Below are 25983 nucleotides of genomic sequence, written 5' to 3'. Positions count from 1 at the left end.
ATGACACTTATTTACTATCATTATTATAGCATTTTTTGTTTATCATGCTTCAAAATATTTTTAACATGAATTATGTTATTTCATAAAGTAAACTCATCTTTATTTTTATTTAAATTCAAACCACTTATTAGCTAGAAACATGATTGAATTAAATCAATACTTATATCAGTGTAGAATTTTGTTGTTTTTAAATACGTTGAGTGTTTGATAAAACTTTGGTAATCGCTAATGAAACTTAAAACTAAAATTATTCATATTTGAAAAAACTGATAAATACTGATTAAATTTGTTCGATATGGTTAAAAACATTCACTAGAATATCAAAAATATTTTTTAAACATGGCTAATCCCAGATACCATACAGAATCAAAATGTAGTAAAATCAACTATTCTCATAAAAATAAGTAAAAGGAAATTTCTTTATATTAGAGTAAATTTTAAATTCTCATAGCCAAGATTTGTAACCAATCAACATACCTTGCTCATCAGAATATATTCATTTTTAATACAATAATTCTATTATTTTATACTCAGCTTCTCCACTTATTTTTTTATAGTTTTCATTATTTTTAATATTTTCAAATAATCGATATTCCCAATATTTTCTTGCCAAAGTGATTGGAGAGTTATTTTTATCATTCATATGTAATTCTTTTAAATTGAATGATCCACAATCGTTCATGAGCCTGTTTCTACCAACATTCTCTAAAGATTTCATTATTCCTTTATAACTAGTAGACTGACTATACGTTGCATTTAAGTCTCCATGTCTCACATAATATCTAATCTCTCCATTTGAACTCTCTACCGCTCCTGTTGGCTCTTTTAATATTTCTATTACCTCAACAAGCCTTTCCTTCAACATAATAAGTTTAGGATTTATAAAACTTATTTCATAGTGTCCTGAACTGTAACCCAATCGTCCTCTTCCTATGATCTCTAAAACATCACCTTCTGTTAGCTGATAATCTACATATCCTTTAAACATTGGTAGCAGCGAGGGATTTTTATGCAGATATTCTGATTGGTGTTCAATGACATCACCAAAAAATTCAACATAGTTTTCTTCATTATGCCATTTTATGTTTTTAACTATAATTTTGAATTTAGCTTTCCAGTTATCTTTTTTAGCTTTTTTATACCATTTAGTTTTAGAATCCATTGTTTTTCCTCAAAAATATCTTTCCATTTCTTTATTTTATTACGCAACGGATTACTAATAATTTACATCATTAGTATCCTGAATAAAAGTTGGTTTTTGCATCTCAACTAAAAAATCTGATAAAATTTTTACTTTTTCAGACTCATTAAGTAATGATTCTGATAAAACAATTTGTAATGAGTAACTTCCTGACGGATTATATTGTTCTAGTATTTCAATAGACTCCACATCAAACTTAACATACTCTTTTCCTCTAAGACGTCTATAATATACTATCTCCTTTGTGACAGGTAACTTTAGTTGCTTTCTTAAATCTTTGGAAATCATGCTGACCGCTCCTAACATTTTTTTAATTACTATTTTTCCATTCATCAATAGATGGAACCCTATTCTCTATCAACATCTTAATTGCAAGATAAATTAAATTTGATGAATAACTTCCATTGACATAAAGATTTGAACTATGTGAAATTTGTGTTTCAATACTTTCACCAGTATACTCTTTTTCAACTCGACCAGACTCTTTTAAAATATCTAAATATCCCCTTAAATCTTTACTTGTTGCAAACAAGCACTCAACAAGCCCATCCTTTACTACTAATCCATAAGGCATGAGGTAGAAGTATTCAGCTGTTTGAATCGTTATTTCTAAAAAATCATCTATTTTTTGGAGTTCTAGTTTATCTATATTCATAATAATGCTATTTCTTGTACTAATTTTCTCAAAAGTAACTTGACTCCAATCTGGAATAATTGAGTCAAACCAATTTTTTTCCTTAATAACATTCACAAAAAACAGTTTTGTTTGTATATCTGATTCTAATTGATTTGGATAATCATAGCTCTTAACTTCCCAACCTTCCTTCTCGTACTTAATAATCATTTTATCAACGAGTACAATAATAAACTTAATTTCATGATACTTATAGTTACCAATAGTCCCAGTTGTTCTCGCATTGTCTGCATCTCTTATTGATTTATATAATAACGCATAGACTTGTGATGGGGAATATAATTTAAGCCACCCATCAAAGGCATTACAAAGTACCTTTTCTTTTTCTTCATCATCCAATTCTCTAGAAAATCCCAGCTTGTTCATTTCAAATCTAAATATCTTAAGTAATTCCTGAATAACGTAACTCTTCCACAAATAAATATATTCCTTAGAATTTACTAACTCAATATCATCTAAATACTTTAACTTTTCAAAAAGTTCTATTCTGCTATAACGCTCGCTTACTATATTTAATGAAAAGAGTGTTTCATCTACTCTATAAGAAAAACTTGTATCAGTAATTTTTGAAAAGACTTCTATTGGAGTTTGTTCAGAGACTTTCAGTATATCCTTATCTATTAAATCCCTAAGGGTTTCCAGTGTAAAGCCATTTACTGATTCCGTATATGTTTTATATTGTGGCACTAAACAATTAAACTCCAAATTGCTAATTTGAAATAGCGCTGTAATATTCACTCTGTCAAAAATATTTACATCTTGAAGTTCAACTTCACTATCCAAATAGATATCATGGATAATAGATGAAACTTTCTTTTTATCATTTTCTTTTTTTGACTGACAATTAATACAACTACACTCCTTATTATCTTTATCATATTCAATATGACCACACTTCTCACATTGAATATCAGGGGAAAAATATTTTAAACTAGATTTACTCGGCAATTGTGCAATTAGATAACGATTATCGTAAGGGCATTTTCTTGTTGTATAGAAAAATGGCAAATACACAGAAAATTTGGAAGCCTTATCAATTTCAAGTTCAAACTTATCAATTATTTTTGTCACTGACAACTTTCCCGTATAGTAAAATTCAAGTATCTCTTTAAGAACTTTTGTTTCTAATCCACTCAAGGGATGTTTTTTTTCTTGAATTTGTACTAATTCAAAATTCTTTATCTCCTCATATTCCAATATATTTCCCTTCTTTCAAGTCATTTTCATATGTTAATACAATATAGCATCCACTAAAATAATTATTCTTCCATATTGGGATAATCTAATCACATTTTATCTTCATCACCATTATACATTATATAAGACCACAATCCAGATAAATTTAATCAATATTCTTTAACTGAATAATCTCATCTAGATCCAATTCTAATTAAATGATTAATTTGTATTCTTTGTCTTTTACCATTCGCTAGTTCACTCAATCTTGCTACTTCAATACCATGTAACTAGAAGGCACGCTTAAAGAAATGTTATGTTTATTTATCAAATCGTGAACTTTTAATTCCAAAAATTTCCTTTCATAAACGCCTCTGCTTTCATTGTTTGTATAGACAATGAAAGCAGAGAATCTTTTGTTTATAAACTTTTCTCATCATTTCCAATCTTTCTATTTTTTTTAGATGTAACTAGTAGCTCTTCCAGATCAAAAGAAATCATATCGGTTAGTTCTGAACATAAAAAATGAAGTTGATTTATCAAGTCTCTCCATTTTTCGATACTACTTGTGACAAGCAATCCATCTAGTTCTGCTTTAAATCCTTCAACTAAAGTATTTAAATCACTTATTTTACCATTCAGCTCTTGGTTACCATCTTTATTAATTTCACTTACAACAGAGAACGCATTATTATATATTACTGACAAAATATCATCACTGATGACTTTCCTCACATTAATTTTCCAATTAGCAAAAATATTTTCATCATAACCTTGATTTTCTCTCTTATTCTCTAAAAATTGATTAACTTGACATGTATATATAGAATAAATGTGTAAATCAGCCTGTAAACTATTGTATTTAAAAAATGAGTCGAGTAATGGGTGGGCAATCTTTATTTCATCCGTTTGTTTGGTTATCATCATTAGTTTTTCAATATCGTCTATAAATGCAAACTTTTCACTTAACAGTTTATAGCTAGGGGGCACTTTATAATCTAAAAGTCTTGAAACAATAATAATCGCCTTAAAAGACTGTTTCCATAGAATATTTTCAATAGAAAAAATATCAATCTCTGGAAAAATAAAATTGAAATCATCAATTAACTTTTTGAACATATTTTCCAGATCAGAGTAATCTACGTTCACTATTATATTATCAGACACCTTCCAATCAATAACACCATCATATTTAAGTATTCTACTTTCTAAAAAGTTAGCTATTCTTTTTCGATATCTCTTTAAATATTCTTTTCTTTCATATCTCATATTTCGTTCAAGCCTAAATTCAGATTCGTAAAGGTGAGACCAAATAGCCACAAAAATAAGTAAATTATTATAATCTTCCGTAGTTATTAGTTCACATTGAATCCGAAATTCTTTTCTATAAAGCTTTTTAGCTGTATAAAGAATATCAACGCTATTTACTAGGTTGATAAGTGATAATTTTGACTGATGTGAGACTTCTTCCCCATTAAAGCGCTCAATTAAGAGTTTATGCATGTTCTCGTAAAATGAACTTAGCTTGCTTCTATATTCAGAAAAAGCTTGATTGAATTGGTAATTACTAGTACTAGATTCAGAAAAATTAAGTGACTCTTTAATTTCAGATATAGAATTGTCATTAGTTTCAACAATAACTCGATTGTTATTAACTCCAAACTTATCAACAGAAACTTTTGGGTAGTAAAGAAAACTATTATTCAAACAAGTCATAGCACTATTAACTTTGTTTAACAATTCATCCATATTTAATATAGAAAAGTTCTTCTTTTTGTAAAAATGAGTTAGACCACGATCAAGCATTTTTATTACTTCAACATTTTGGTTCATGCATATCTTAATATTATCATGTACTTCATCCCAATTATCTGGCAACATATCATAATCGTGCTGTTTAATTAACCACCCATTAATCTCTACAATCCATAGCCATGGTAAACTGCTAGCTTTAATCGTTTTTATAACTTCCGGAATTTCGAGATTATCAATAATTTGTTCACCAATTAATTTGACATTATAATTTTCCTTTTCAATTGATAGTCGTCTAAAAGAACTTACTATTGACATGATATAGCTATTTTCATATTGAATTTTTGATTTCTCTTCATCGTATATATTCATGAGACAAAATATATCATATGATTTTTCTTCTTCTATCATATAAACAATTCCATATTTAATCTTAAGATTTTCTAACAAAGAAGGATGAATACATTGGTAGATTTGCATCATCCCTTGCTTTTGAATACCTACACTAAAGTTTAGAAGAGAATCCAAAAGCTCTTTGTTATCCTTAACTCTATCCGGTAAACTAACTTTCGACTCATCTACTTTTAAGCCTCTAAGAGCTAACCAAAAAAGACCGTAACCAGCTGCATTTAATTCTTCAGTGGTGTCTAAATCACAAACAGGTATATTGTCTATGGTGTTCTTCATAAAATTGTCAATAAAATTATATTTCATTTTTTTACTTTTCAGAATAGTAATATCTGCTTCAATTGCATGAAATCTCTCAGGTTGACTTTCACGTATAATTTCTAGTAATTCACCACTTTCAAACTGTGGATAGTATGTTGTAACATCTCCTAATAAAAAAATTGGAAATTTCCCAGGACAGTGATTGTCAATTCTAAATATAGTGTCTCTATTTTCTAAGTAGTATTTTCGTAGTTCCAGCCAAAGCATAGCACGAATCACACTTGAGTAACACTGCCAAGAATCATACTTTACACTACTTAAAATATTTAATAACTCATTGTTTATATTATTATCATAAAAATATGACACTAACAAAAAGAACATATTAGTGTTGGTGGAGTTCATGACAAAATCAATAATATCGATTTCAGTAACAAGAAGGTAATTTAGCAGTATGTCGCAAATAAGACTAGCTCTTAATGCGTGTAACGTATTTATCTTTTTTCTATTATCAGAAACTTTTACTAGATATTCCTCTTCAAATATAAATATCATTTTCGATTTATTTTTGACATTAATATTCGAGAATAACTTTTGCGTGTCTACATCAATACTAAATTTTCCAGCATAACTAACAACCAGTAAAGAAACAAGCCATTCTTCAATATAATCTTCACTGGTAATTATTCGATTTATTTGAGACTCAAGCTTCTTTCTCAAGGTTTGGCTTTGACTTAGCATGTAGGTAAATTCCATTAATGGACCAGTTCCACCGAAAGCATCCCAAGCTTCTTCAAAAGAGCGAAACTCATTATTTTCATATCTTTTAAAAATAATCTCTGCCTCTTTAACACTCAATTTAAGATCTATATATTCAATTGGTATTTTCGAATTATCAACATTAGCTCTTCGATAATCTTCTTCTCTTATTGATAATAACAACCTGAATCCAGAACCATATTCATATAATTTTTCGCAAATCCAAGTCCAATTTGTATCTTGAGGAGATATATCATAATACACGATAATATCGCTATGTTCTTTTGCTAGACCATTCAAAGCAATAGCAATATTCTGAGCTTGTTCTTCATTAGTAACTGATTGAATACAAAAAATGTCTTTTTCTGAATAATAGTTATATAAATATCGATATGACAGAGATGATTTACCTTGACCAGAGGCTCCTTTTATAACAACTATTTTCTCATTTTTAAAAGATTTATCTATTTGATCTATCCAATAATCCCTGGTAACATCAAGCCCTAAGCGTATATGTTGTGGCTGAGCATTAATTCCAGCCACATATTCTTTTTTTAACTTATCTAGGCTTTCAGTTTGTTTATATTCAGTCATAGGAAGTATAGAATTTCCAAATTCTTTTGCGAATCCCCTAACAGATGCCAATTCAATACTTATTTGTCTAATTTTTTTATACCACAAATTTTTAGTAGTGGAGTCAGAATATCTAGAAAGGTTAGCTACATACTGTGTCAAGACATCTAAAAATATTCTGGGAGAGACCATAGTTTCAACAGTTTCTGTTAGTTGGTTGTAAATAGTTTCAATAAGTCCATCTTCATCTACTTCTTCAATAGATAAATGATGCCCTAACCAATTTATGTCTTCGTCTTCGTAGCCACTTTTATTCAATTTAGAGCTGATTTGTTTGAATTCTATTGATTCTATATCACAAAAGCCGGCAATTTCCGGTCCAACTTTCCCAAACGAGATAATTTTGAGAACTATATTTGAATTGACTTCTTTATACGACAAGCATCTTCTAAAGAAAGAGTCAGCTTCATTTGGATTCAAGTCTGACAAAGAAAGTGGTGTGGAAAGATTTTTTACTTGGACAATCTCATGAGCAACTCCGTTCTTCTTTATTAATAGATCTTCGACTTGCTCAGGGCAAAATTCAAAGTCCTCTTTAAGTTTAATTAGTCTTGAAGCAATATACGTTGTTTGTGATGAAAAACCTTTCCAAGCAGCCTTTGCACCAGTATCAGATCTAGAAAATAGATTTTCTCCCATCTTGCCACTCCTTTTTGCTTTTTCTCAAGTATATCAAATATGGTAGTAAAAAACTTTAAATTATAAATCATTCCTATCAAATTGTACTCAATTTCAATGACATATATTTATTTAGCTTTTATCTAAAATATTTTAAAAGATTCTATAGTAAATTTTTTAGCCTAACGAAATGCTATTATTGTTCATTTCATATTTTGAAAGCTACATTAAGTTTTCGTTTTTACGGCTCCATAAACTATCTATATTTTTTTACCACAAAACTAACTTACTTCTCCACAAATTAAAGAAATTATCATGACATCAAAACTTATCAGACAAAAAAATAATATTGACTAATAAGAATTATCATCGGCATTATAATTTAATATAATTATTTTAGTGTATTTTTGACTTAATCAACTTTCTACAGTAAATAATTGAGAATCATAAAATTTAAATTGATTGATATTGACTACAATTTTATTGGTGTCCTGTAGAAACAATAAAAATACCAGACAAGATTTTATTTCTTATCCGGTATACTCCTTCTCACACACACTATTCTACTCAATCTAACTTCATAATTCTATCTTTATATTTTGAACTGCTCATCTAAACTAACATGCTTACTCTATTAATTAAGCAAGAATATAATAATAAAAAATATGCTAAGTATTACGTACTATACCTGTATAGCTAGAAGCAATAACCTTTTTTCGTATTCAATTAAATTTTGAGATACAACTTGAAAATTACTCTTTACATATCTTATAATTTCTTTATCACTCTCTAGATTTAATGGAATTAGTTTGGAAATTGACCTAATTGCACTTGTAGGAACTCCAAAGTCTATCAGCATCCGCAAACGTTCATCCACCTGCTCATTTTCTAGCCTAGCAGAAAAATATGCATAATCTCCATATGGTAAATTGTACTGGATATAAACATATTCTTGAATAGATTGAAGTACATTCAATAATTTAGGAATGGTGTATCCAGCATCCTTTCTCACAAAACATAAAATATCTTTTATAGCTTTCTCTGTTGCTCTTTTATCAATTACATTTAAAGTATCTTGATTTAATTCTTGTCCTTTTTTTAATACATTTTTTATATCAACATTATATTGATAATCATATTGTTTATTAATAACTGTTTTTAAAGAAGGCGAATTAATTATACTTAGCGAGCGTGCTGCTAACATATTTGTATATCTTTCATGAGTATTTTCATTTTCTAAAAACTTGTATGCTAATAATAAAGTTCCTGATAACTGATCATAATTTGGAATACTTCCCCAAGTTAATGTTGAATTTAGTATTTTGTAATTATCTTCCAGATATCTATATAACTCTTTTTGACCTGTAATATTAATTATATTTTTTTTAATAATATTCATAAGCTCTTCTGGAATATCTTTTTTTAAATCATTAAGCCTATCATTATGCTCTTCTTTTACTTCATCTTCATCCAAATTGATAAGAATTTCATTTGAAATATTTTTTTGTTCTACAAAAGGCACGTCTATTTGAAAATCTTCTTCATCAGGTATACGACCAAAAATAAATACTTCTCCAGTAAAATACTTATTCATTCTACCAGCTCGTCCTTTTATATTTGAATAGTCGAAAAAATCTATTGTTGTATTTGCTTTTGTAGTTTCAAAAATATACATTGTTTTAGCAGAAGTATTAACTCCTTCAATTAGTGAAGTAGTAACAAATAAAACATTAAGTTTTTTATCCTCAAAATATTCTAATTGACTAGTCACGACATGCCTTGGCAACTCACCATTATGAACCCCAATTCCAGAATCAAGTAGATACTTCAAGTTCCATTTTTCAGAAATATTTTTATCAATCCATTCAACCAAAGGTAATTCTATTGCCTTTTTATTTAACATATTTTTTTCAGATAAATAGTACATATATTCGTTTGCTAATGTATAAGCTTTATGCGGAGATGACATGTAAACGAGAGAAGGATCAGGGTTTTTACTCAGCATCTCAAAAAGTTTACTTTTTTTCTCAGCACTATTTTTAAACCTTATTTCCTGCACATTAGTATTTACTAAAGAATAATCAGTTTTCAAAAAGTCTATCTCATATTTAATTATAAAATCATTAGATAACGCATTTATTGATGGTGTTAGAAACAATGCTTGTGGTTGAAACGCCAACATTTTGTGAATAGCTATATTTAAAACATCTATTCTTTCATCGCTTCTTCTAGTACTAACCTTATAAAACTCATCAACAATAAAAAAGTCAATTACAGGCAAATTTTCATACTCAAGAACCCTCTCTGCCGTAAGAATTAAAATATTTCTCTCATGGGTTTCTTGTAAAGTATTAACAATGATATTATAATCGGCATATTTACTCATTTTCTTGCGAGTTTCGTCGATTAGAGCTAATGTTGGTTGAATAATTAATATATTATCAAATTTATTTTGTGCTACTATTTCTTCTATAATCAAACTTTTTCCAAAACTAGTTGGTGCACTGACTGCTACATTTCTACCCTCAATTATTTTTTGTTCAATTATTTTTTGTTTAGCATGAAAATACACACCCTCTAAATATTGTGATTTATACCATTGTTTACGTATTTTCGCTTGAATACCTAAAGATTCATCGTCATGTTCCTTAAGATATGGATAAAATCCAGCTCGCTCAATTAAATCTACCCAAATTGGTTTACTCTGCTCATTAACTCTATCCCATATATCCAGAATATGGATTATTATATTACGTGCATTTTCAGTATCTATCATAGAAGAAACTAGTTTCGCTAAATTAAAACTGTCTTGAATCGATTCTAACTCATTAAATTTCAATATTTCTTGAATATCATATTTCATTTAAATATACTGACCTCCCATCAATTTTAGATGTAAAGATTTAACAAAATCAGTTTTATTTTTTAAGGGCAATAAAAATAAATATATATCTAGATGATTTTTCCAAGGATGATTTTCTTTCCCTTTGCTCAAGCTATCCAGCATTTTTTGACTTTCTGCCTTCAATTCATCTAAAAAAGCATTATCAGGATCACTACAACTATTTATACAATCACTGGAATAACCAGCAAATAATGCAATTTTTATATTGGCTAATTTATCTAAACATTTAGTTTCAGGATTGATCAATTCTTTTATAAATTCATTGTCTTCTCCATCATCATCTTGAACGCGGTTAGAAATAATCGTAAACTCAGAATGAAAAAAATCAGTTTTAAAATGCCCGTTAAGATCCTTTATTAACTCATATATAGCTCTACTGCCATCTTTGTATAACTTAGATTCTCCCAACCAAAGATTCTTTCTTTCAGTATCTACGTGAACAGCATCAAACCCATGTGGTGCTAAACTCAAACTATCTTTAAAATAAATTTTTGATATCAAGGCATCTGCACCAAAATATTCATGAAGCAAATGATATAATATTAATTCTCCGAATTCCCCTCTTTTAATATACTTATCTTCAATATCTATATTTCCTGTATAATAACTACTAGCTTCTTTAATCTCTGGTATACTATAAATTTTTTGCATAGCTTCTCGAACAATTGGTATTATTCCATTTCCAGAAGCAAGTCTTTTATTAACTTGATGTTTACCAAAAGCAAAATCTGGAATATCATTAAAAAGCTCATTATAAAATTTACTCTCCATTTGAACCATAGACCCGCTATCATCTATATCAAAATCAATGTGAAAGATATGAAGACTTTGTTGGTCATCTGGAGTATGAATAGTGTACTGTTTACTCAAAAGTAAACCTCCCTTGAATAATAATTTTTAATTATTATATACATTCTACCATATTTAATGATTTCTTTATAATTAAGTTCACAAAATGATTGTTTGATATTTAAAAGTGTTAAAAGTAAATATCCATTAGTTAGTAATAAAATAAAATTAATAAGTACTTAATTTAATGAAGATTAAAGCTATTAGAAATAGTCTTATTATTTAATTATGAATGATAGTATAACTAATTAATGAAGTATAATTCCCCTAGAATATATCGTACTTTTCCAAAAAATCATTTTCTATTCATAAAAATCCAGTAATATACCACTGTTGCTCACCTTATAAATCCTTAAAAAAGCTATTCGTTTTTTCTTAGAATAGCTTTTTTAAAGATTTATATTTAGTTATTAATTCTTTATAATTTTCTGATTTCTGATGTCCATTTATCTCCATCAACTGCATAGTCTTTTGAATTTGAGAAAGAAGACTATTAGCCTTTACTTTTCCACTTAATATTGGCTCTAAAACATCTTTTGGATTCTTTAAAGGTGTCTGTCCAAAATCGTACAATAGGTTCATTTCTCTATCAAAAATCTTGATTGTTTTAAAGACATTTTCTTTATATAAAGTCGAAACATTCTCCGATAAATTTTGCACAACCAGATCATGATGCTCTTTTTTTGTTTCTCTAGCCGTTATAGCATCTTTAGAAAACTGATATTCATATCTTGCAAGTGTCCCTAAATATGACAAGTCTTTTGAAACAGCAACGACGTAGAGACTCATTTCATATCCTTTTGCTTCTAACAAGCTAGCAGTTCTTGTTGGTACCTCTACCGTTCTTAGAGTTCCTTCTACAATCAAATGATAATTCTTGTCACTCAAGTACTCCACAATATCTTCCGTCAAACGATTAGAAAATGGCGTCACTTGTGTCACATAGTCTTTCCCGTATTGTTCTACAATTTCATCAAAATTTGGATGTGCTTGTTTAAACGAATCATTATCCACCACAATTACATTCGTACCAATTTCCTTCATGATTGCATATCTTAGAGCAGTCTTTCCAGCTCCAGGCTGTCCACCAAGTAAAAAAGCTTTTGGACTCTCTGCTGGAACTTTAGAGAGTGTTAAAGCTTCTAGGGTATCTTCTAAAATTAAAGAATACTGCTGTTCGGTATAGTCTATATAAAAATTAGACATACTGTTCAACTGCCTTCTGATCAGTTATAGATTTCGTATATACATCCATCGTATTCCAATATGATTCAACCTTAGCCAAATCATTCATTGACATTTCAAATAGATTCATTTGCAGCATCCCTTTTAGTTGATCCAGCAACTCAGCGTATAAGTCATTTTTATTTTGTCTATCAATCTGATGCTTCACAACATATCTCAATACACGATTGTAGACATTGCGAGAAAATTCATTTAGTGATTCAACCTTAAAAGTTTTTTCATAATCCATTTTTCTCACCAGCCTTCTTTGTTTATTATGATTGATTATAACATAAAACAGTAAATTCTACACCTAGCCTAGCTTTTCCCCAAGTGTTTTAAGCTTTAATTCTTTCATAAATGAGAGGTACACCAACCTTATAATCAGCATACCTTTCACCAGTCAAATCATCGAATTTCAAACTTCCCAATTGCAATGACAAAAGCTAGCATACATTCTTGATAGCAATCCTCATCATATTCGCCACTCTTCCATGCCATCTTATGCATCAATGGTTGGAATCTAAGAATCAGCTCTTCGATCGCTTGTTCACTTCCATTTTTTGCTTGTATAAATAATTGGCTTAAGCTTTTCATGGTTAACTCCTTCCCTCTGTTGAGATAAATTAATTTCTCTAAAAACAAAGGAAAGGCGGAGAACGAGCAACACTTATTATTTTAACATTAGTTACTTTTGATAGATTTTCTTAATTTTTGATACAATCGAAGCTTTAAATTTGTGACGCCTTGTCTAGATATATGAAGGACTTCACCAATTTGACGATCTGTTTTGTCGCTGACAAATTTTTCTATCAAAAAAAGTTTTTCTCTAACAGTTAGATTTGTCAAAGCTTCATTTAGTTTATCATCTTCAACATAGAACGGAAGATCCAGGGAAAAGAGATTAAAATCACCTCTTTCCTTTAATGAATCTTGTTTCACCAATTCTATAATAGTGGTATCCTCTTCAAGAATTTCATTTTCAAGACGGAGTGATTTTTTCTTGTAGTAATTAATAGCTGCATGACGAATGACTTTTTCAAAATACTTGGTTAGCTGTGCATTAACTCGTTCATTATTTTGACTCATTCAAAACACTTCTTCCTATTGAAATCATTATTTTCAAAAGGAGATGTGTATAATGGATAATTCTATCAAATTTATGTTAAGCGGTATTGCCAATAACCGCGGTAAGCACGTTCAACGTGAATGGATGAATCTTCTTTTATTCTAGGTAGGATGTTATTTGTAAAGTTAGGATAGGATATAGTTAACTGATGTTCTTTTGTTAAAATCCTATAGATCTCTTTATTTGAGAGTGGGACGTTTGCCTCTTTCAATATAGAAGCAATGGTGAGGCTAATTTTTTGGTAGGACTGATTTCGTTTTATCCCTTCTTTTTTTGCTAGTAAATACTTTTGATTTTCAATTTCAGACTTAGGTATTTTTGCGGATTTTTGTTTCATCATATAATCCTTATCCAGTTCGAAATCTAAATTAAATAATCTATCTTTAAGCGCATTATATGATTTTGTTAGTTCACTCCTTTCCTTCATCAATAAATTCATTTGCTGGTAGATCAGTTCTTTTTCATCAAATTTATCCATTATTTTCTCCTTCCACTTATTACCAACAAAACAAGTGACTGAAAAGACACAGATTTTTAAAATTATTTGAAAAATGGAAACTTCAAAGAAATATCTTCTCTTTGGAGTTTCCATTATTTTAACTATTACGAATTGATTAGTAACAAGACAAATGTCAATTGAAGAACAAGAATTCCTCTGCTATTCATTCAATGAATCAACATATTTTTTTATCGCGTAAAATATGACACCTCCAAAAATAGATACTGATAAAATTTTTTTAAAATAATATTTCCGTTTTCTCATGCTCTATGTCACTCCTTATTTATCGAAACATTGTAATTGATGCTCTTGTTAATATTTCTAGATTTTTCTCATAGTGATTCAATGATGTCAATTTATTTTCGGGCAATCCTAAGAATGTATACACAGCAATTTGTGCAGCTCTAACTGAATACTGTTCGGTAAACACCATATCGAAAGGGTGTTCACAAAACTGACTAACAAAGGCTAAGTTTTTAGAATTTTTAGGAACTACTTTTGGGCGATCTCCAACGGCTCTTTGATTAAATAATGAGCTAGCATATGGTAAATATACAGGAATTACATTTATAACAGAATCCATAATTTTTTTTGTATGATTCCCTATATTATCATTACATGAATCTGTTAGAGCTAAATGGTCCAAAAACTCTTCAAGCATCTCTTTTCCTGTCATTTCGATTATTGGTTTTTTGACATAATCACCATTTCGTCTTGGATACATAAAGTAACCCCAAAAAACTGATTCATTGCTCTTTTGTGTTTTAAAATGAGGCTGATGAGGAACCACTATTGACAATAAAGCTGAACTCCTAATCCAAGTATTTAATGCATTACCTGGAGACTGCTGTGTAATACGGGAAATTTGCTTAATGAGATAATGATTATCAAGAGTTACGGTAAAACTCATCCACTCACTTTGATCACGATCATTAAAAAACTTATCTGGTTATCCTAACGAATAAAAACGATCTGTTGCTTTTTTGCACAACATGGCACTAGGTGCATACTCCATATTTTCTTTTATTGGTGTCGTAAAGTCGCCGATTATAGAACTATCAGTTATCGATCCATTTGTATCAAAAACTAAATCATCTTCTGAAACAGATATTATCCCTTTTTCATGACTCAAAATATTCTCAAAATGTAATCCTGTCACAATTATATCGTCCTTAGGCGTCGTATCTTTGAATTCCCAATCAGTAACTTTGATATTATTAACAAATTTAACCCCTTTATCCTTCAAATATTCTCTTACCGGCGATATGATACTTTCATACTGGATGAATGGTGTTCTCGTAACACCTTCTAAGGTATGAATTCTACTGAATTCAAGAATCATACGATTCATATAACGTCGAAGCTCCATCACAGAACTAGATTCCTTAAATGCAAATGTTGTCTGCCACATATACCAAAAATTTGTTTCAAAAAGATGAGGGCTATTTTTGAACCATTCCTTAATGCTGATATTATTTAAAGTTCTTTCATTTTTTTCTGGCATCAGTAAAAGTTTTGTTAATAAAGCCCTGTCTTTATTGTTAAACTGCATATGTTTATAATTATTTTTATTGGGTTTTGTTCTCGTACCTAATTCATCAATTAATCTCCCAACATCTAACGTCGGATGATGATGATCAAATTCTAAAATTTCTTGCGTTACATTCTTTTTGGGATTCTCTATTGAAGGAGTTGACTTTAAAATATCCCATAAATTTTCAAAGATTTCCTCATTTAGCATTCTTCCACCCTTAGATAAATAGCCTTGGTTATTAGTCAAAAGTTCATTTCCATATTCGTCTTCATAATCAGATATTTTCCCTCCATCATTTGCACCATGCTTTTCAAGACCATAAATTGTAATGTTCTCTCCGATCCAGCTTCCATCTCTAATTAAGTATACTGCCATTTATTCGGCGTTGTTCAACCACCCCTTCTCCTGCATATTCAAGTTGTCCAAAGGTTTGTTCCATATTTGGAATAATGTGTTTTAGTTCCATTCTTTTTCCTTCTTTCCTTCTTTCCTTTTAAATTTAAATAGCTCCAGCTTAAATCTAGTTAGAATCAGACTTTCTTAATCGTTTGTAGCCTAATATAGCTATTGTCCCTAGAAACAGCACAGCACCTGTTTTAAAGAGAGCGCCCTTGCTCAATAAATTCTCTTTAAAAGAGACATGATCTCGTCTACTTCTCATTTTATACGTCACCCCCTCTCAATAATTTAACAAATAAAAAAGACGACCTGTGTGTCTGATCGCCTTTCCCATTATTTCTTAGTTATCTTTATTAAAGTTTTTGAGATACCTCTTGTAACCAATTCCCCCCGCAAAACTAACAATAAGCAACAAGCCAATTACCACTACTACCCTATTTCGTTTTTGTTCACCTGTTTGTGGTAAACGGCCTTTTTCTTTTGGCTGAGGATTTTTAGGCTCTAGTTTTTCAGGTATTTTTTTATTGGTCATCTCACATTTTACAATCTCATTATCCTCTGCAATTTCAAAAGGCAACGGTGTTTCGTCTAACTCATACCCTTCTGGAGGATCAAACTCTTTAAACGTATAGTTTCCTGCTGGCAGCCCCTTAAATTTAAACTGTCCTTTTTCATCCGTTCGACCTTCAACCACAATTTTCCCGTCTTTATCCAAAATTTGAATCCCTGTTTTAGGCAATGGATCAGCTGTAGCAACATCTATTTTAGACAGCTCTGCTCCACCCTTCTACAAAATATTTTGGATTTTGAATAGTGGTTCTATTGATTCATCCAACTTGAGCTGTTCATCAGAATTTTCATTTTTTTCATCCATTGGGATTGACGTTGTTGAATTTAGCTCAATCTCTGAATCAGTTGCTTCTTTTGTTGCAGAAGTATCTTTTTTAGCATTTTTATCTGTTAATGACAATTCTTTTCCTTTTTCATCATATGCTGTTATGCCCTCCATTGTAGAGACAATTTTTATCGATTGTTCAGAGATAAGATAATCAGCAGAAGACGGTTCTTTTTCTTTTAATATAAAGGTGCCTACTGGAACATTTTTGAAGGAAACAACCGATTTTTCATCAGCTGTTACAGTTTGTATGACCTTTTCCTCTTCATCTTCTAATGTAAAGACAGCACCTTTAGCATTTCCAGAAAAGTCGTACGTATAACCTTCCTTCTCATGAAGAATTGTCTTCTCGTTTTCCTTGATAAAAGAAAACTGATAAAATGAAGCTTATTAAGAATTGGTTGATCTTCTTCATCAGATACATTAATCTTCACCACTCGATCTTGATTGTTACCATCAAACGTAAACGGAAATTGACGCGTATCTAACTCATGAAGAGAACCTGCACTTAATTCTTTGACATAGTAATTGCCCACTTGTAAGTTTAATTGCTCATGACCAATACCATCACTTGTTTTAATAACAGCCATCAAACTATTAGGAACAACAGTTAAACAATCGTTTACATGAATAGCCTCCACATTATATAAACCAAAGATCTTTTCTTCGGATGGGACAGTCTCTAGCATTGGGCTATTACCTTTCCACCCCTTTATACTTTCCTCATCCTTATGAATCATGAGCTCAACCTCTTGAAAATCATTTTTTATGTCTAAGCTTGTCGAAACTAACTCAACAGTTTGTCCACCATAAGTAAATTCAAATGGTAATTCGACTTCATTGATAATAAACCCAGCAGGTGCACTTTTTTCCACTGCAACATATTTCCCTAAAAAGAGCTGGGGCATATTCTCAACACCCCCATCATTATTGGTCGTTACAGTCGCAACAACCTCTCCCTTAGCATATCGTTTTGTGCCACCACCAAAATATCTTCCGCTGCTTTTAAATCAAAGACAACGTTCGCTAACGGTGCTTGATCATACTCTAATTGCTGAATAAAGCCATATTCAGAATTTAATGAGGTTAACTTTACTGGTTGTTTGCCAAGCTTCGTTAGCTTCAATAGCCCTATTTGAGGTTGGTTATTCCATGTAATTTCAATTGTCTTATTCGGTTCAATCACGATTTCTTGAGACAGCCCCTTATTGACAAATCCATCAGCAGCTTGTATTTCCGTTATTTTAACCTTTGTTCCTGCTTTAATATCCCTTAATTCAGCTAAACCATCCTCCTTCGTAGTGACCTCTTTCATTTGTCCAGCATATTCAAATTTTATCTTTGTATTTGCCAATGCTTTTCCTGTCGTTTCATCTACTTTCTTAAGCTTGACATGTCCGTTTAAATTCACTTTAATAGTCAAGCCAAAGCTTCCCGCTGAATTTAGTTTAAATTTAGCTAATCTTTGTTGACCTTTCTTATGATAAACAAAAGTTGTTCCTACATCGTTTTTATTGGCAATATCATACTGTAATGTCCCTGTTTCTTTAGAAGCTGCTTTAGCCGTTAGCTTTAGTGTATTTACTTATTTTTCAACGTTTAAATTTGCTGAATTACTAGCCAATACCTTATATTTGTTTAGCACACCATTTGAATCATTTAGGGTAATGGACTCACCAACATTTAGTTCAATCGTTTGATTATCAAAACTTGGCTTACTATTATGAGCATCCACCTGATTCAATATTCGTTGCTTTTCTGCTTGATAGTTTGGAACCTGGCTTGTTAACAATTCATTTCCTAGTGTTTCCCAAATAATATGCTGTGTAATGGTATACGTTAGTGCATTAGGATTAGTTTGATACCCATAATAAGCAATCAGGGCTAGACGATCCTTTTCTGGTATACTCAATTCGCTAGGTTCAAAGCCTGCTCCTGGCTCCGTCAAAGGGATACCATGCTCAATACAAAATGCTGGATTCCCATCAACTGTCATCATATTCGAGCCTTGCTCTGTCCAATGTGTCCCATTGAGTAATTTGGAGTGCCATGTAGACACCCAATCCCCAATCTTATGAAATGACCCTTCCGCAGCGTATACGGATGATGCAGAAGTAATAAGGGGTAGTGTGATTAATACGAACAATAATAATCGATTGATTAGTTTATTTACTTTTTTCATAATGCTTCCTCCTTTTTTCCATAAAAAAAGAGCCAGATTTTTTAGTTCAAAATCTGACTTTTTTCGCGACCTTATTAAATTAAAAAAATTGGTTAAAAATTATATCATATCTAATTTTTAATCTTTATTAAAGGACATGATTCCCTCTGTTTTCCCTACAAAGAATCTTGTCACTGCATTTTAACTAATTTACTAAACATATAAATTAGCTTACTTATTGGAGCTAACAAAAAATATCACAACTAAAATTGAAATAAGTGTGAAGACTGTCATCATCCAGATTTCAGTATGAAACTCACTTGTAACAGAAACAATCAGTGATAAACCAATTGGTCCTCCAATCTGATGCATCGTATTCGTCACGCCACTCGCTATACCGGAGAGTTCAGTCGGCGCTTCATAGACTCCTGCCGATGTCACTGGTGCTAAAATCAACCCTTGTCCCACTCCAAGTATCAACATCGGGACAAAGATCGCACCCCAATAACCATTATTTAAGTTCGAAACTGCGAGAAGAATCAAACCAAACGCTAACGTTACCTCTCCAGTAAGTAAAATCTTGCCATTGCCAAATTTAGAAGTTAACCTTGGCAATTGCATCGCTACAATAAAATTAACAATAGTCAGCGGTAAAAATGCCATGCCGGATTGTAATGCTGAAAAACCATAGTGATTTTGCATCATTTGAGGTAAAAAGAACCAAAATGGTAACATAGCCATCATAAATAATAGACGAGCAACATATGCACCAGAACGAACTCTATTTTTAAAAAGAGACAATGGTAAAATAGGGGAAGAAATGTTCCGTTCCCAAATAATAAACAACCCTAAAATAATAAAGCCTATGCTAATAATAAGCCACTTTCCCTCAGTAAAACCGTAGATAATTCCTACTAATCCTATAATTGAAAGGAAACTTCCAAAATAATCAATTTCCTCTTTCTTGATTTCCGAGTTCTTTACAAATTTTAGCGTTAAGAAAATCAATATAACGGTGAATGGCACATTAATCAAAAAACCTGCACGCCATGAAATCAAACTAGTCAAGCCACCACCGACTAATAGCCCCACACTTGATCCAATTCCAGCGGTTGCACCGTAATATGAAATAGCTTTTTGTCGCATGTCACCTTTATAAGCATCCATAATCAATGCGAGTGTCGTAGGTGCGATAATAGAACTGCCTATTCCTTGGACAGCACGCATGGCAATCATCATATTTGCTGTTTGGGATAACCCTATTAGTAGTGAGCTGATGCCAAAAATAAGCAATCCAACTAAAAAAATACGTTTTCTCCCTAACAAATCAGAGAGACGTCCACTTAAAAGTAAAAAGCCTCCAAACGTTAGCGTATAGGCACTCGACACCCACGAAAGAGCTGTAGCAGAGAGTCCTAAACTTTGTCCTATCTGAACTGAACTTGTAAAAATAATTGAGTTATCCATTAATATCAGAAAATAAGATAATAAGGTTATGGGTAATATAAACCCAAATTTCTGTTTATTCAAATTCTTTAACTTCCTTCTAGTTATTTAATTGTCCAATCTTTTCTAACCAGGTGTCTATTTCTCTTGATACCTCTACTTTTCTTTCTCCTTCAATTGCAAGTAAGGTTCCGTTGGTTTCTTCTCCACCTTTCACAGAATATCCATCAAGAACTTCCGCTCCTTGAACACCAAATTTTATTTGATTGAATGTTGAGCCTGTTCCATACCCTCCATTTGTATTAAAGGGAATCACTGTTTTTCCCGCAAACTCATAGCTATCCATAAACGTGAGAATTGCTTGTGGTAATGCCATATTCCAAGTTGGTGCTCCTATAAAAATCCAATCATATTGATTGAAATTAGAAATTTTTGATTTTAATTCAGGCAACACATTGCCCTCTTGTTCCTCTTCATTTTGTTCGACTTCTTTTCTATAATTTGAAGGTCTTTTTTCTTGGGTTTCAATTTGAAATAAGTCCCCGCCGAGCTTTTCTTGAATAAGCTCTGCAACCACCTTTGTATTTCCAGTTCGTGAATAATACACAATTAACGTTTTAGGATTTACCATGATAGACACTTCCCTTTCATTAGTCTCATTGCTCAGTACGTTTGATAGAGCAATAGCAATAATCACAACTAGTCCTATTACTGTTACTGGCAAGATAATAGCTTTCTTTTTCATTCTGTGTCTCCCCTTTTGAAACACCGTTTAATGTAGAAGAGGGCTTTAACACAGCTAGAAAATAAGCTGTGTCTCACCCCTGATTTATCTTTTATTATGAGTAGCATCGATTAATACGCTTCATAGATGAAAGAATTTATACTTGTTTTTACTGCATTAAACGATTCCCTTTGAATAAAGACATTTTCTTCAAATTTAATAGAAATCAGGTTTAGGCTTATTTTCTGAACCTGGTTCCCATAAACCGATACTCGCTTTTATGTCATTGCGTTTTCCTGTAATATTGTCCAGAACAAATTGAGCAATCGCACGTCTACTAATTTGAACACCTAAAAATGGTTCTCCTTTAGGGCTTGCCACATAGTCACTTCCCTTGCCATTATATAACCAAGTCATCCGCATATAGGTATAATCTAAATCACTTATCTCTAGTGCTTCAATGCCTCGGTTATGAGCGACAGTACCTCCCATCATTCGACTATTCCAAGTGGCAAAAGGTTCCGAAACTTCTCCGTAAACACTTAGAACACCAGCCTGAATAATACGTTTAACGCCTGTTTGACTCATTGCTCTAATCACCATTTCAGTAACTGATTTATTGTCAAAATTCATATAAACAATGTCTTGATTTTGCATGGCATTTATCAAATCTGACAAATTACTAGCATCACCAGAAATTTTGGCTATGTCTGTATAAGGTAAATGTGTTGCATTTCTTCCAAACAATGTTAATTTCAGATTCGCTTGTTCTTGTAAAAGTGGAATCAACACTTCTGGAATTTGACTACCTGCACCAATAATAAGAACGTTAACCATTATTTTTCCCCTTCTCTAGGTTTAATTTTTAATTCCTCAGTTAAAATGATTTCAGCCAATTTTCTACTTCTTTTCTTGAGTTGGGTATATCATCGCGCGAGATACTTAAGACATTACTAGTCTCAACTGAGGCATCTTTACTTAATTTTTCCACCGTTTCAACAGTTCCAGCTAAGCCACTTCCTCCATGACTTGAGAATGGAATAATTGTTTTACCAGCTAAATCATTTTTCTCAAAAAAGCTATACATGGCCATAGGTAGATCTGACCACCAAATTGGATAACCGATATAAATCGTGTCATATTCAGTCAAATCAACATTAAGCGGCTTTAATTCAGGTCTAAAATCACTTGAACGCTCTGTTGTTGCTTGGTCTACCAAGACCTCATGATCATCTGGATAATTTTCTGTGGTTTCAATTTTAGCTAGTGGATACTTTGTGTCTTCAGCAATCCAAGTCGCAAGTTGTTCAACATTCCCTAAGATTTCCTCATTTTCTGTGACGACGCGACTTGCTCCAGCTACTGTATCAGAATCATTCATTTCTGGTTTAGAAAAATAAAGAATAACAGCTTTATCATTGGGATTAACCTTTGTACTACTTTCTTTTGTATTATCCGCTTGAAAACAACCAGATAATACAAATAGTAATGACAAAATTAAGACCAATATCTTTTTCATTATTTCTCTGTCTCTTTCATTCGATTCATAAACCATTCTACTTGTTGCGGTGCGTCATGATCGAAAAATGCCGATTCTTTCATATCTAAACATGCGATTTTTTTAATATCTTCTTTCGATAATTCAAAATCAAAGATATCAATATTTTCAGCCATTCGTTCTGGACGAACAGATTTTGCTAAAGCGATAATTCCACGTTGCATTAACCAACGAAGTACCACTTGACCAACCGTTTTACCATACTGTGCCCCAATTTCAGCCAAAACTGGATTTGTAAACAAATCATGTCGTCCCTCTGCAAATGGTGCCCAAGCTTCTACTTGTACATCATACTTCTCATGCCATTCTTGGTCTTCGATTCGCTGATTCCAAGGATTCACTTCAATTTGATTGATCTGCGGTTTCACTTCATTCAATCCTACAAATTCAATCATTTTAGCTGATTTGAAGTTTGAGATACCAATCGCTCGTAGCTTCCCTACTTTTTGAGCTGCACACATGGCTCTCCATGCGCCATAAATATCTCCGTAAGGTTGATGAATCAGATAAAGATCTAGATAATCCAAGCCCATAGTTGTAAGTGATTGCTCAATTGTTTCAGTAGCTTTAGCTTCCGGGGCTTGCAAAATAAAAAGTTTTGACGTAACAAACAGTTCTTCACGCGTCACAAGTTTTTCATCAATTGCACGTTTGATGCCTTCCCCTGTCTCTTTTTCATTTCCATAAATAGACGCCGTATCAATCAAACGATATCCTGCCTTGATTGCTTGGTAAACAGCCTCCGCTGTTTCATTTAATGGGATTTGATACACTCCGAATCCAAGTTGCGGCATTTCTACACCATTGTTTAATTTAACTGTTTTCATCTCAATTTCCTCCTCTAATTTTCTTTACATGATCTATCTTAAACCCTAAAGTGAACTCCATAGCAAGTAGAAACTTCTATTTTTTTCGTTCCCATAATTTTTCAACCTTATCAGGTCCCATTTCGCCTGCTTTAAATTTTGCAATATGCTCATCATACGTTTCGATTTTATAAACCAGTAGTTCTCTAACTTCATGTAATTCGGCAATCTTTTTATCTAACTCTTCTAACTGATCTGATAAAATTTGCTTCTGAGCGTCTTCTACATTCTCTGTTTCTCGTAATTGAGCTAGTTGGGCAAATTCAATTAAAGATTCAACAGATAACCCAGCATGTCGTAAACTTTTGGCTAAGTAAATCCAATTCAAATCATTTGTTGTATAGTCACGATAACCGCTTGTATTCCGATGAACAGGCGGTATGACTCCTACTCGTTCATAATAACGTAGCGTATCAATGCTTAAATCAAACATTTCTGCAGCTTTCTTGATATTCATCATAAGTCCCTCCTTGTTTCTGTCACCTATACTAAACCATAGAGCTAACTCCATGGCAAGAATAAAAGCATAAAAGGCTACATTAATTTTTCGGAGTGTCCATAAATAATTCATCAACAGGATCTCAAAATAGAATAACAAGCCACTTTATAAAAGAATAAATTTCTATATAAAAATTTTTTTACTTACTTCCTTAACAATTAATCAATCGTTTCAATCAGAATTGATTAAAACTTGTCTAAAAAAAATTAGAAATAACTGAATCCTCTGCTTATCCACAGCTTATTATACTAATTAACTTTATTTTCATTATAGTATTGAAAAATTCTCATCTTGAATAAACAGATTTGTGTTAGATTGCCACCTTCCAATTTAATTTATTCTTCAAAAAAAAAGCAAGATTTTTAGGTTCAAAATCTTGCTCTAGTGTCATGCTTCAAGTGTCTGATGTTCACTTGTTTCTACTATTTAATTTTCTAAATTCTGTAAAAGTCTACTTGTTTTAATTGGTCGATAATCGTACCCAATTTCAGTTAGTAGCTCTTCCCAATTTTTATTTGTTCGTCTCATAATTGTATCAATTGATGGTAAAGCGTCTCGATCATACCTTTTTCTAAATTCAGTCATAGATAAGCTTTCTTCCAAGTTCAATCGAACAATTTCATTTTTCAAACTTGTTAGCAATTCAAAGTCTGTTACAAACCTTTTAGAGCCCACTCGTTTATCAAATAATTGGCTTATATCAATCTGCCTTTTATTAACCGTTGATAAGCTTGGGAGGTTTTTACCTTTACGTTTTTTTTCATACATCCTTTGTGACCGAATATTATTCTTCACAATAAAAGATTGGAGAATCTCAAACAGCTGGTCGTCTGAATATTTTGCCCATCTATATCGATCGTATGTTTTATTTCCTAAACGATTTTGCAAATTTTCCCACGAACCAAAACGCTCATTGATAAACCATAAGCTCGGCACTTTATTCGGAAACTCTTTTTTTGCGTTCTGATAGTCTCTAACACTTGTGATACCTTCAAATTCAATAAATTCTTGAATTAATACCATCAATTCTAAATCATTTTTTTCTTTCCAAATCGTTCGATGATCCTTTACTGTCATCAGTTACTCACCCTTTCATTTGTAAAAAAGTACTTTGGCTTGTCCATTTTACACCTGCACCAACTGTACAGGTTCTTCTCTGTATTTAGTAGACTCATCCTCTAATCTGCTAAATTGGAGCATCGTTTTGGTATTTTAGGAATCCTTTTTGTCGTCAACTTTCTCGATGATTTCTACCTACTTTCTGACAACATAGGTAGTCAAGCTGGGATAATCAAGGACAAGCACAGAAAATACCATTGATTTTCTTAAACAAAACCAAAAGAAAAAGCCCTTGATATCAAGGACTTTCGCACTTTTTTATTACTCGGGCAATCTAAGAAACACTTATCTTCTAATTTCTTTGATACGAGCTGCTTTACCATGTAATGCACGTAAGTAATAAAGTTTCGCACGACGAACTTTACCATAGCGAACTACTTCGATTTGAGCAACACGTGGTGTGTGTAATGGGAAAGTACGTTCCACACCAACACCGTTTGAAATTTTACGTACTGTATAAGTTTCGCTGATACCAGCGCCGCGGCGTCCGATAACAACTCCTTCAAATAATTGGATACGTTCGCGTGTTCCTTCAACTACTTTCGCATGTACGCGAACAGTGTCTCCAGGACGAAACGCAGGGATATCCGTACGTAATTGTTCTTGTGTTAATTCTTGAATTAATGGATTCATTCTTTTTTCTCCTCATTCCAAACATTCTTATGGCCTATGCC

General features: G+C 31.7%; 25 protein-coding genes and 3 pseudogenes. All 28 read right to left on the bottom strand.

Annotation, left to right across the window (positions count from 1 at the left end):
• Window positions 1-502: 502 nt before the first annotated feature.
• Window positions 503-1162, bottom strand: a complete 660-nt coding sequence (locus AC1PU0_RS07745; RefSeq protein ID WP_206849878.1) for a hypothetical protein — start codon at window positions 1160-1162, stop codon at window positions 503-505.
• 54 nt (window positions 1163-1216) lie between these two features.
• Complete coding sequence (locus AC1PU0_RS07740) at window positions 1217-1489, bottom strand: hypothetical protein (protein WP_206849876.1); 273 nt, start codon at window positions 1487-1489, stop codon at window positions 1217-1219.
• A gap of 22 nt (window positions 1490-1511) precedes the next feature.
• On the bottom strand, window positions 1512-3092 hold the full coding sequence (locus tag AC1PU0_RS07735) for a hypothetical protein (protein WP_206849874.1): 1581 nt from the start codon (window positions 3090-3092) through the stop codon (window positions 1512-1514).
• Between the two features lie 399 nt (window positions 3093-3491).
• Window positions 3492-7523 carry a hypothetical protein gene (locus AC1PU0_RS07730; RefSeq protein ID WP_206849873.1) on the bottom strand — a complete coding sequence of 1344 codons (4032 nt, stop codon included), beginning with the start codon at window positions 7521-7523 and terminating at the stop codon, window positions 3492-3494.
• Between the two features lie 661 nt (window positions 7524-8184).
• Complete coding sequence (locus tag AC1PU0_RS07725) at window positions 8185-10365, bottom strand: DEAD/DEAH box helicase (protein ID WP_206849872.1); 2181 nt, start codon at window positions 10363-10365, stop codon at window positions 8185-8187.
• Window positions 10366-11277: a HamA C-terminal domain-containing protein gene (locus AC1PU0_RS07720; RefSeq protein ID WP_206849871.1), complete on the bottom strand. Its 912-nt coding sequence runs from the start codon at window positions 11275-11277 to the stop codon at window positions 10366-10368.
• Window positions 11278-11631: 354 nt separating this feature from the next.
• Window positions 11632-12462: a zeta toxin family protein gene (locus AC1PU0_RS07715; RefSeq protein WP_206849870.1), complete on the bottom strand. Its 831-nt coding sequence runs from the start codon at window positions 12460-12462 to the stop codon at window positions 11632-11634.
• Complete coding sequence (locus AC1PU0_RS07710; protein WP_206849869.1) at window positions 12455-12730, bottom strand: antitoxin; 276 nt, start codon at window positions 12728-12730, stop codon at window positions 12455-12457. Before AC1PU0_RS07710 ends, AC1PU0_RS07715 begins: the two co-directional genes overlap by 8 nt.
• A gap of 158 nt (window positions 12731-12888) precedes the next feature.
• Window positions 12889-13077, bottom strand: coding sequence for a helix-turn-helix domain-containing protein (locus AC1PU0_RS07705; protein WP_206849868.1), 189 nt, complete (start codon window positions 13075-13077; stop codon window positions 12889-12891).
• Window positions 13078-13164: 87 nt separating this feature from the next.
• Window positions 13165-13569, bottom strand: a complete 405-nt coding sequence (locus AC1PU0_RS07700; protein WP_206849867.1) for a sigma-70 family RNA polymerase sigma factor — start codon at window positions 13567-13569, stop codon at window positions 13165-13167.
• A gap of 71 nt (window positions 13570-13640) precedes the next feature.
• Window positions 13641-14087, bottom strand: coding sequence for a hypothetical protein (locus AC1PU0_RS07695; RefSeq protein ID WP_206849866.1), 447 nt, complete (start codon window positions 14085-14087; stop codon window positions 13641-13643).
• Window positions 14088-14391: 304 nt separating this feature from the next.
• Window positions 14392-16017, bottom strand: a pseudogene (locus tag AC1PU0_RS07690) (oleate hydratase).
• Window positions 16007-16108, bottom strand: a pseudogene (locus tag AC1PU0_RS07685) (DUF961 family protein); the annotation flags it as partial. The pseudogenes AC1PU0_RS07685 and AC1PU0_RS07690, both read right to left, overlap by 11 nt.
• A 54-nt stretch (window positions 16109-16162) precedes the next feature.
• Window positions 16163-16303 (bottom strand): hypothetical protein, encoded by a 141-nt coding sequence (locus AC1PU0_RS07680; protein WP_206849865.1) that lies wholly within the window; start codon window positions 16301-16303, stop codon window positions 16163-16165.
• A gap of 78 nt (window positions 16304-16381) precedes the next feature.
• Complete coding sequence (locus tag AC1PU0_RS07675; RefSeq protein ID WP_242596601.1) at window positions 16382-16780, bottom strand: prealbumin-like fold domain-containing protein; 399 nt, start codon at window positions 16778-16780, stop codon at window positions 16382-16384.
• 48 nt (window positions 16781-16828) lie between these two features.
• A complete protein-coding gene (locus AC1PU0_RS07670; RefSeq protein WP_242596600.1) occupies window positions 16829-17050 on the bottom strand; it encodes a hypothetical protein in 222 nt (73 codons plus the stop codon).
• A gap of 51 nt (window positions 17051-17101) precedes the next feature.
• Window positions 17102-17188 (bottom strand): annotated as a pseudogene (locus AC1PU0_RS07665) (hypothetical protein); the annotation flags it as partial.
• 20 nt (window positions 17189-17208) lie between these two features.
• Complete coding sequence (locus AC1PU0_RS07660; protein WP_242596599.1) at window positions 17209-17844, bottom strand: MSCRAMM family protein; 636 nt, start codon at window positions 17842-17844, stop codon at window positions 17209-17211.
• Window positions 17845-17873: 29 nt separating this feature from the next.
• A complete protein-coding gene (locus AC1PU0_RS07655; protein ID WP_242596598.1) occupies window positions 17874-18359 on the bottom strand; it encodes an MSCRAMM family protein in 486 nt (161 codons plus the stop codon).
• Window positions 18360-18521: 162 nt separating this feature from the next.
• Window positions 18522-19118 carry a thioester domain-containing protein gene (locus tag AC1PU0_RS07650; protein WP_242596597.1) on the bottom strand — a complete coding sequence of 199 codons (597 nt, stop codon included), beginning with the start codon at window positions 19116-19118 and terminating at the stop codon, window positions 18522-18524.
• A 210-nt stretch (window positions 19119-19328) separates the two neighbouring features.
• A complete protein-coding gene (locus AC1PU0_RS07645) occupies window positions 19329-20627 on the bottom strand; it encodes an MFS transporter (protein WP_206849864.1) in 1299 nt (432 codons plus the stop codon).
• A gap of 16 nt (window positions 20628-20643) precedes the next feature.
• Entirely contained in the window at window positions 20644-21288 is a 645-nt protein-coding gene (locus AC1PU0_RS07640; protein WP_340689585.1) for a flavodoxin, read from the bottom strand.
• Between the two features lie 195 nt (window positions 21289-21483).
• Window positions 21484-22104, bottom strand: coding sequence for an NAD(P)H-binding protein (locus AC1PU0_RS07635; protein ID WP_242596596.1), 621 nt, complete (start codon window positions 22102-22104; stop codon window positions 21484-21486).
• 40 nt (window positions 22105-22144) lie between these two features.
• Window positions 22145-22786 carry a flavodoxin gene (locus AC1PU0_RS07630; RefSeq protein ID WP_206849863.1) on the bottom strand — a complete coding sequence of 214 codons (642 nt, stop codon included), beginning with the start codon at window positions 22784-22786 and terminating at the stop codon, window positions 22145-22147.
• Window positions 22786-23652 carry an aldo/keto reductase gene (locus AC1PU0_RS07625; protein WP_206849862.1) on the bottom strand — a complete coding sequence of 289 codons (867 nt, stop codon included), beginning with the start codon at window positions 23650-23652 and terminating at the stop codon, window positions 22786-22788. The genes AC1PU0_RS07630 and AC1PU0_RS07625 overlap by 1 nt, the downstream gene beginning before the upstream one ends.
• A 76-nt stretch (window positions 23653-23728) precedes the next feature.
• Window positions 23729-24148: a MerR family transcriptional regulator gene (locus AC1PU0_RS07620; RefSeq protein ID WP_069639703.1), complete on the bottom strand. Its 420-nt coding sequence runs from the start codon at window positions 24146-24148 to the stop codon at window positions 23729-23731.
• A 468-nt stretch (window positions 24149-24616) separates the two neighbouring features.
• Window positions 24617-25267 (bottom strand): hypothetical protein, encoded by a 651-nt coding sequence (locus tag AC1PU0_RS07615; protein ID WP_206849861.1) that lies wholly within the window; start codon window positions 25265-25267, stop codon window positions 24617-24619.
• A gap of 327 nt (window positions 25268-25594) precedes the next feature.
• Window positions 25595-25942 (bottom strand): 50S ribosomal protein L19, encoded by a 348-nt coding sequence (gene rplS, locus AC1PU0_RS07610; protein WP_010761540.1) that lies wholly within the window; start codon window positions 25940-25942, stop codon window positions 25595-25597.
• Window positions 25943-25983 lie beyond the last annotated feature (41 nt).

Source organism: Enterococcus sp. XAF26B05_ASV22 (assembly GCF_056727285.1).
The sequence above is the reverse complement of the archived record's forward strand: the minus strand, read 5'-3'. Positions and strand labels throughout refer to the sequence as shown.

What these genes read in the sequence shown, in the direction of transcription:
- AC1PU0_RS07745 (WP_206849878.1), bottom strand. Translation starts at nt 1,162, where the DNA reads ATGGATTCTAAAACTAAATGGTATAAAAAAGCTAAAAAAGATAACTGG.
- AC1PU0_RS07740 (WP_206849876.1), bottom strand. Translation starts at nt 1,489, where the DNA reads ATGATTTCCAAAGATTTAAGAAAGCAACTAAAGTTACCTGTCACAAAG.
- AC1PU0_RS07730 (WP_206849873.1), bottom strand. Translation starts at nt 7,523, where the DNA reads ATGGGAGAAAATCTATTTTCTAGATCTGATACTGGTGCAAAGGCTGCT.
- AC1PU0_RS07725 (WP_206849872.1), bottom strand. Translation starts at nt 10,365, where the DNA reads ATGAAATATGATATTCAAGAAATATTGAAATTTAATGAGTTAGAATCG.
- AC1PU0_RS07715 (WP_206849870.1), bottom strand. Translation starts at nt 12,462, where the DNA reads ATGTCTAATTTTTATATAGACTATACCGAACAGCAGTATTCTTTAATT.
- AC1PU0_RS07710 (WP_206849869.1), bottom strand. Translation starts at nt 12,730, where the DNA reads ATGGATTATGAAAAAACTTTTAAGGTTGAATCACTAAATGAATTTTCT.
- AC1PU0_RS07705 (WP_206849868.1), bottom strand. Translation starts at nt 13,077, where the DNA reads ATGAAAAGCTTAAGCCAATTATTTATACAAGCAAAAAATGGAAGTGAA.
- AC1PU0_RS07700 (WP_206849867.1), bottom strand. Translation starts at nt 13,569, where the DNA reads ATGAGTCAAAATAATGAACGAGTTAATGCACAGCTAACCAAGTATTTT.
- AC1PU0_RS07695 (WP_206849866.1), bottom strand. Translation starts at nt 14,087, where the DNA reads ATGGATAAATTTGATGAAAAAGAACTGATCTACCAGCAAATGAATTTA.
- AC1PU0_RS07680 (WP_206849865.1), bottom strand. Translation starts at nt 16,303, where the DNA reads ATGAGAAGTAGACGAGATCATGTCTCTTTTAAAGAGAATTTATTGAGC.
- AC1PU0_RS07670 (WP_242596600.1), bottom strand. Translation starts at nt 17,050, where the DNA reads ATGGAGGGCATAACAGCATATGATGAAAAAGGAAAAGAATTGTCATTA.
- AC1PU0_RS07660 (WP_242596599.1), bottom strand. Translation starts at nt 17,844, where the DNA reads ATGCCCCAGCTCTTTTTAGGGAAATATGTTGCAGTGGAAAAAAGTGCA.
- AC1PU0_RS07650 (WP_242596597.1), bottom strand. Translation starts at nt 19,118, where the DNA reads ATGAAAAAAGTAAATAAACTAATCAATCGATTATTATTGTTCGTATTA.
- AC1PU0_RS07640 (WP_340689585.1), bottom strand. Translation starts at nt 21,288, where the DNA reads ATGAAAAAGAAAGCTATTATCTTGCCAGTAACAGTAATAGGACTAGTT.
- AC1PU0_RS07635 (WP_242596596.1), bottom strand. Translation starts at nt 22,104, where the DNA reads ATGGTTAACGTTCTTATTATTGGTGCAGGTAGTCAAATTCCAGAAGTG.
- AC1PU0_RS07630 (WP_206849863.1), bottom strand. Translation starts at nt 22,786, where the DNA reads ATGAAAAAGATATTGGTCTTAATTTTGTCATTACTATTTGTATTATCT.
- AC1PU0_RS07625 (WP_206849862.1), bottom strand. Translation starts at nt 23,652, where the DNA reads ATGAAAACAGTTAAATTAAACAATGGTGTAGAAATGCCGCAACTTGGA.
- AC1PU0_RS07620 (WP_069639703.1), bottom strand. Translation starts at nt 24,148, where the DNA reads ATGAATATCAAGAAAGCTGCAGAAATGTTTGATTTAAGCATTGATACG.
- AC1PU0_RS07615 (WP_206849861.1), bottom strand. Translation starts at nt 25,267, where the DNA reads ATGACAGTAAAGGATCATCGAACGATTTGGAAAGAAAAAAATGATTTA.
- rplS (WP_010761540.1), bottom strand. Translation starts at nt 25,942, where the DNA reads ATGAATCCATTAATTCAAGAATTAACACAAGAACAATTACGTACGGAT.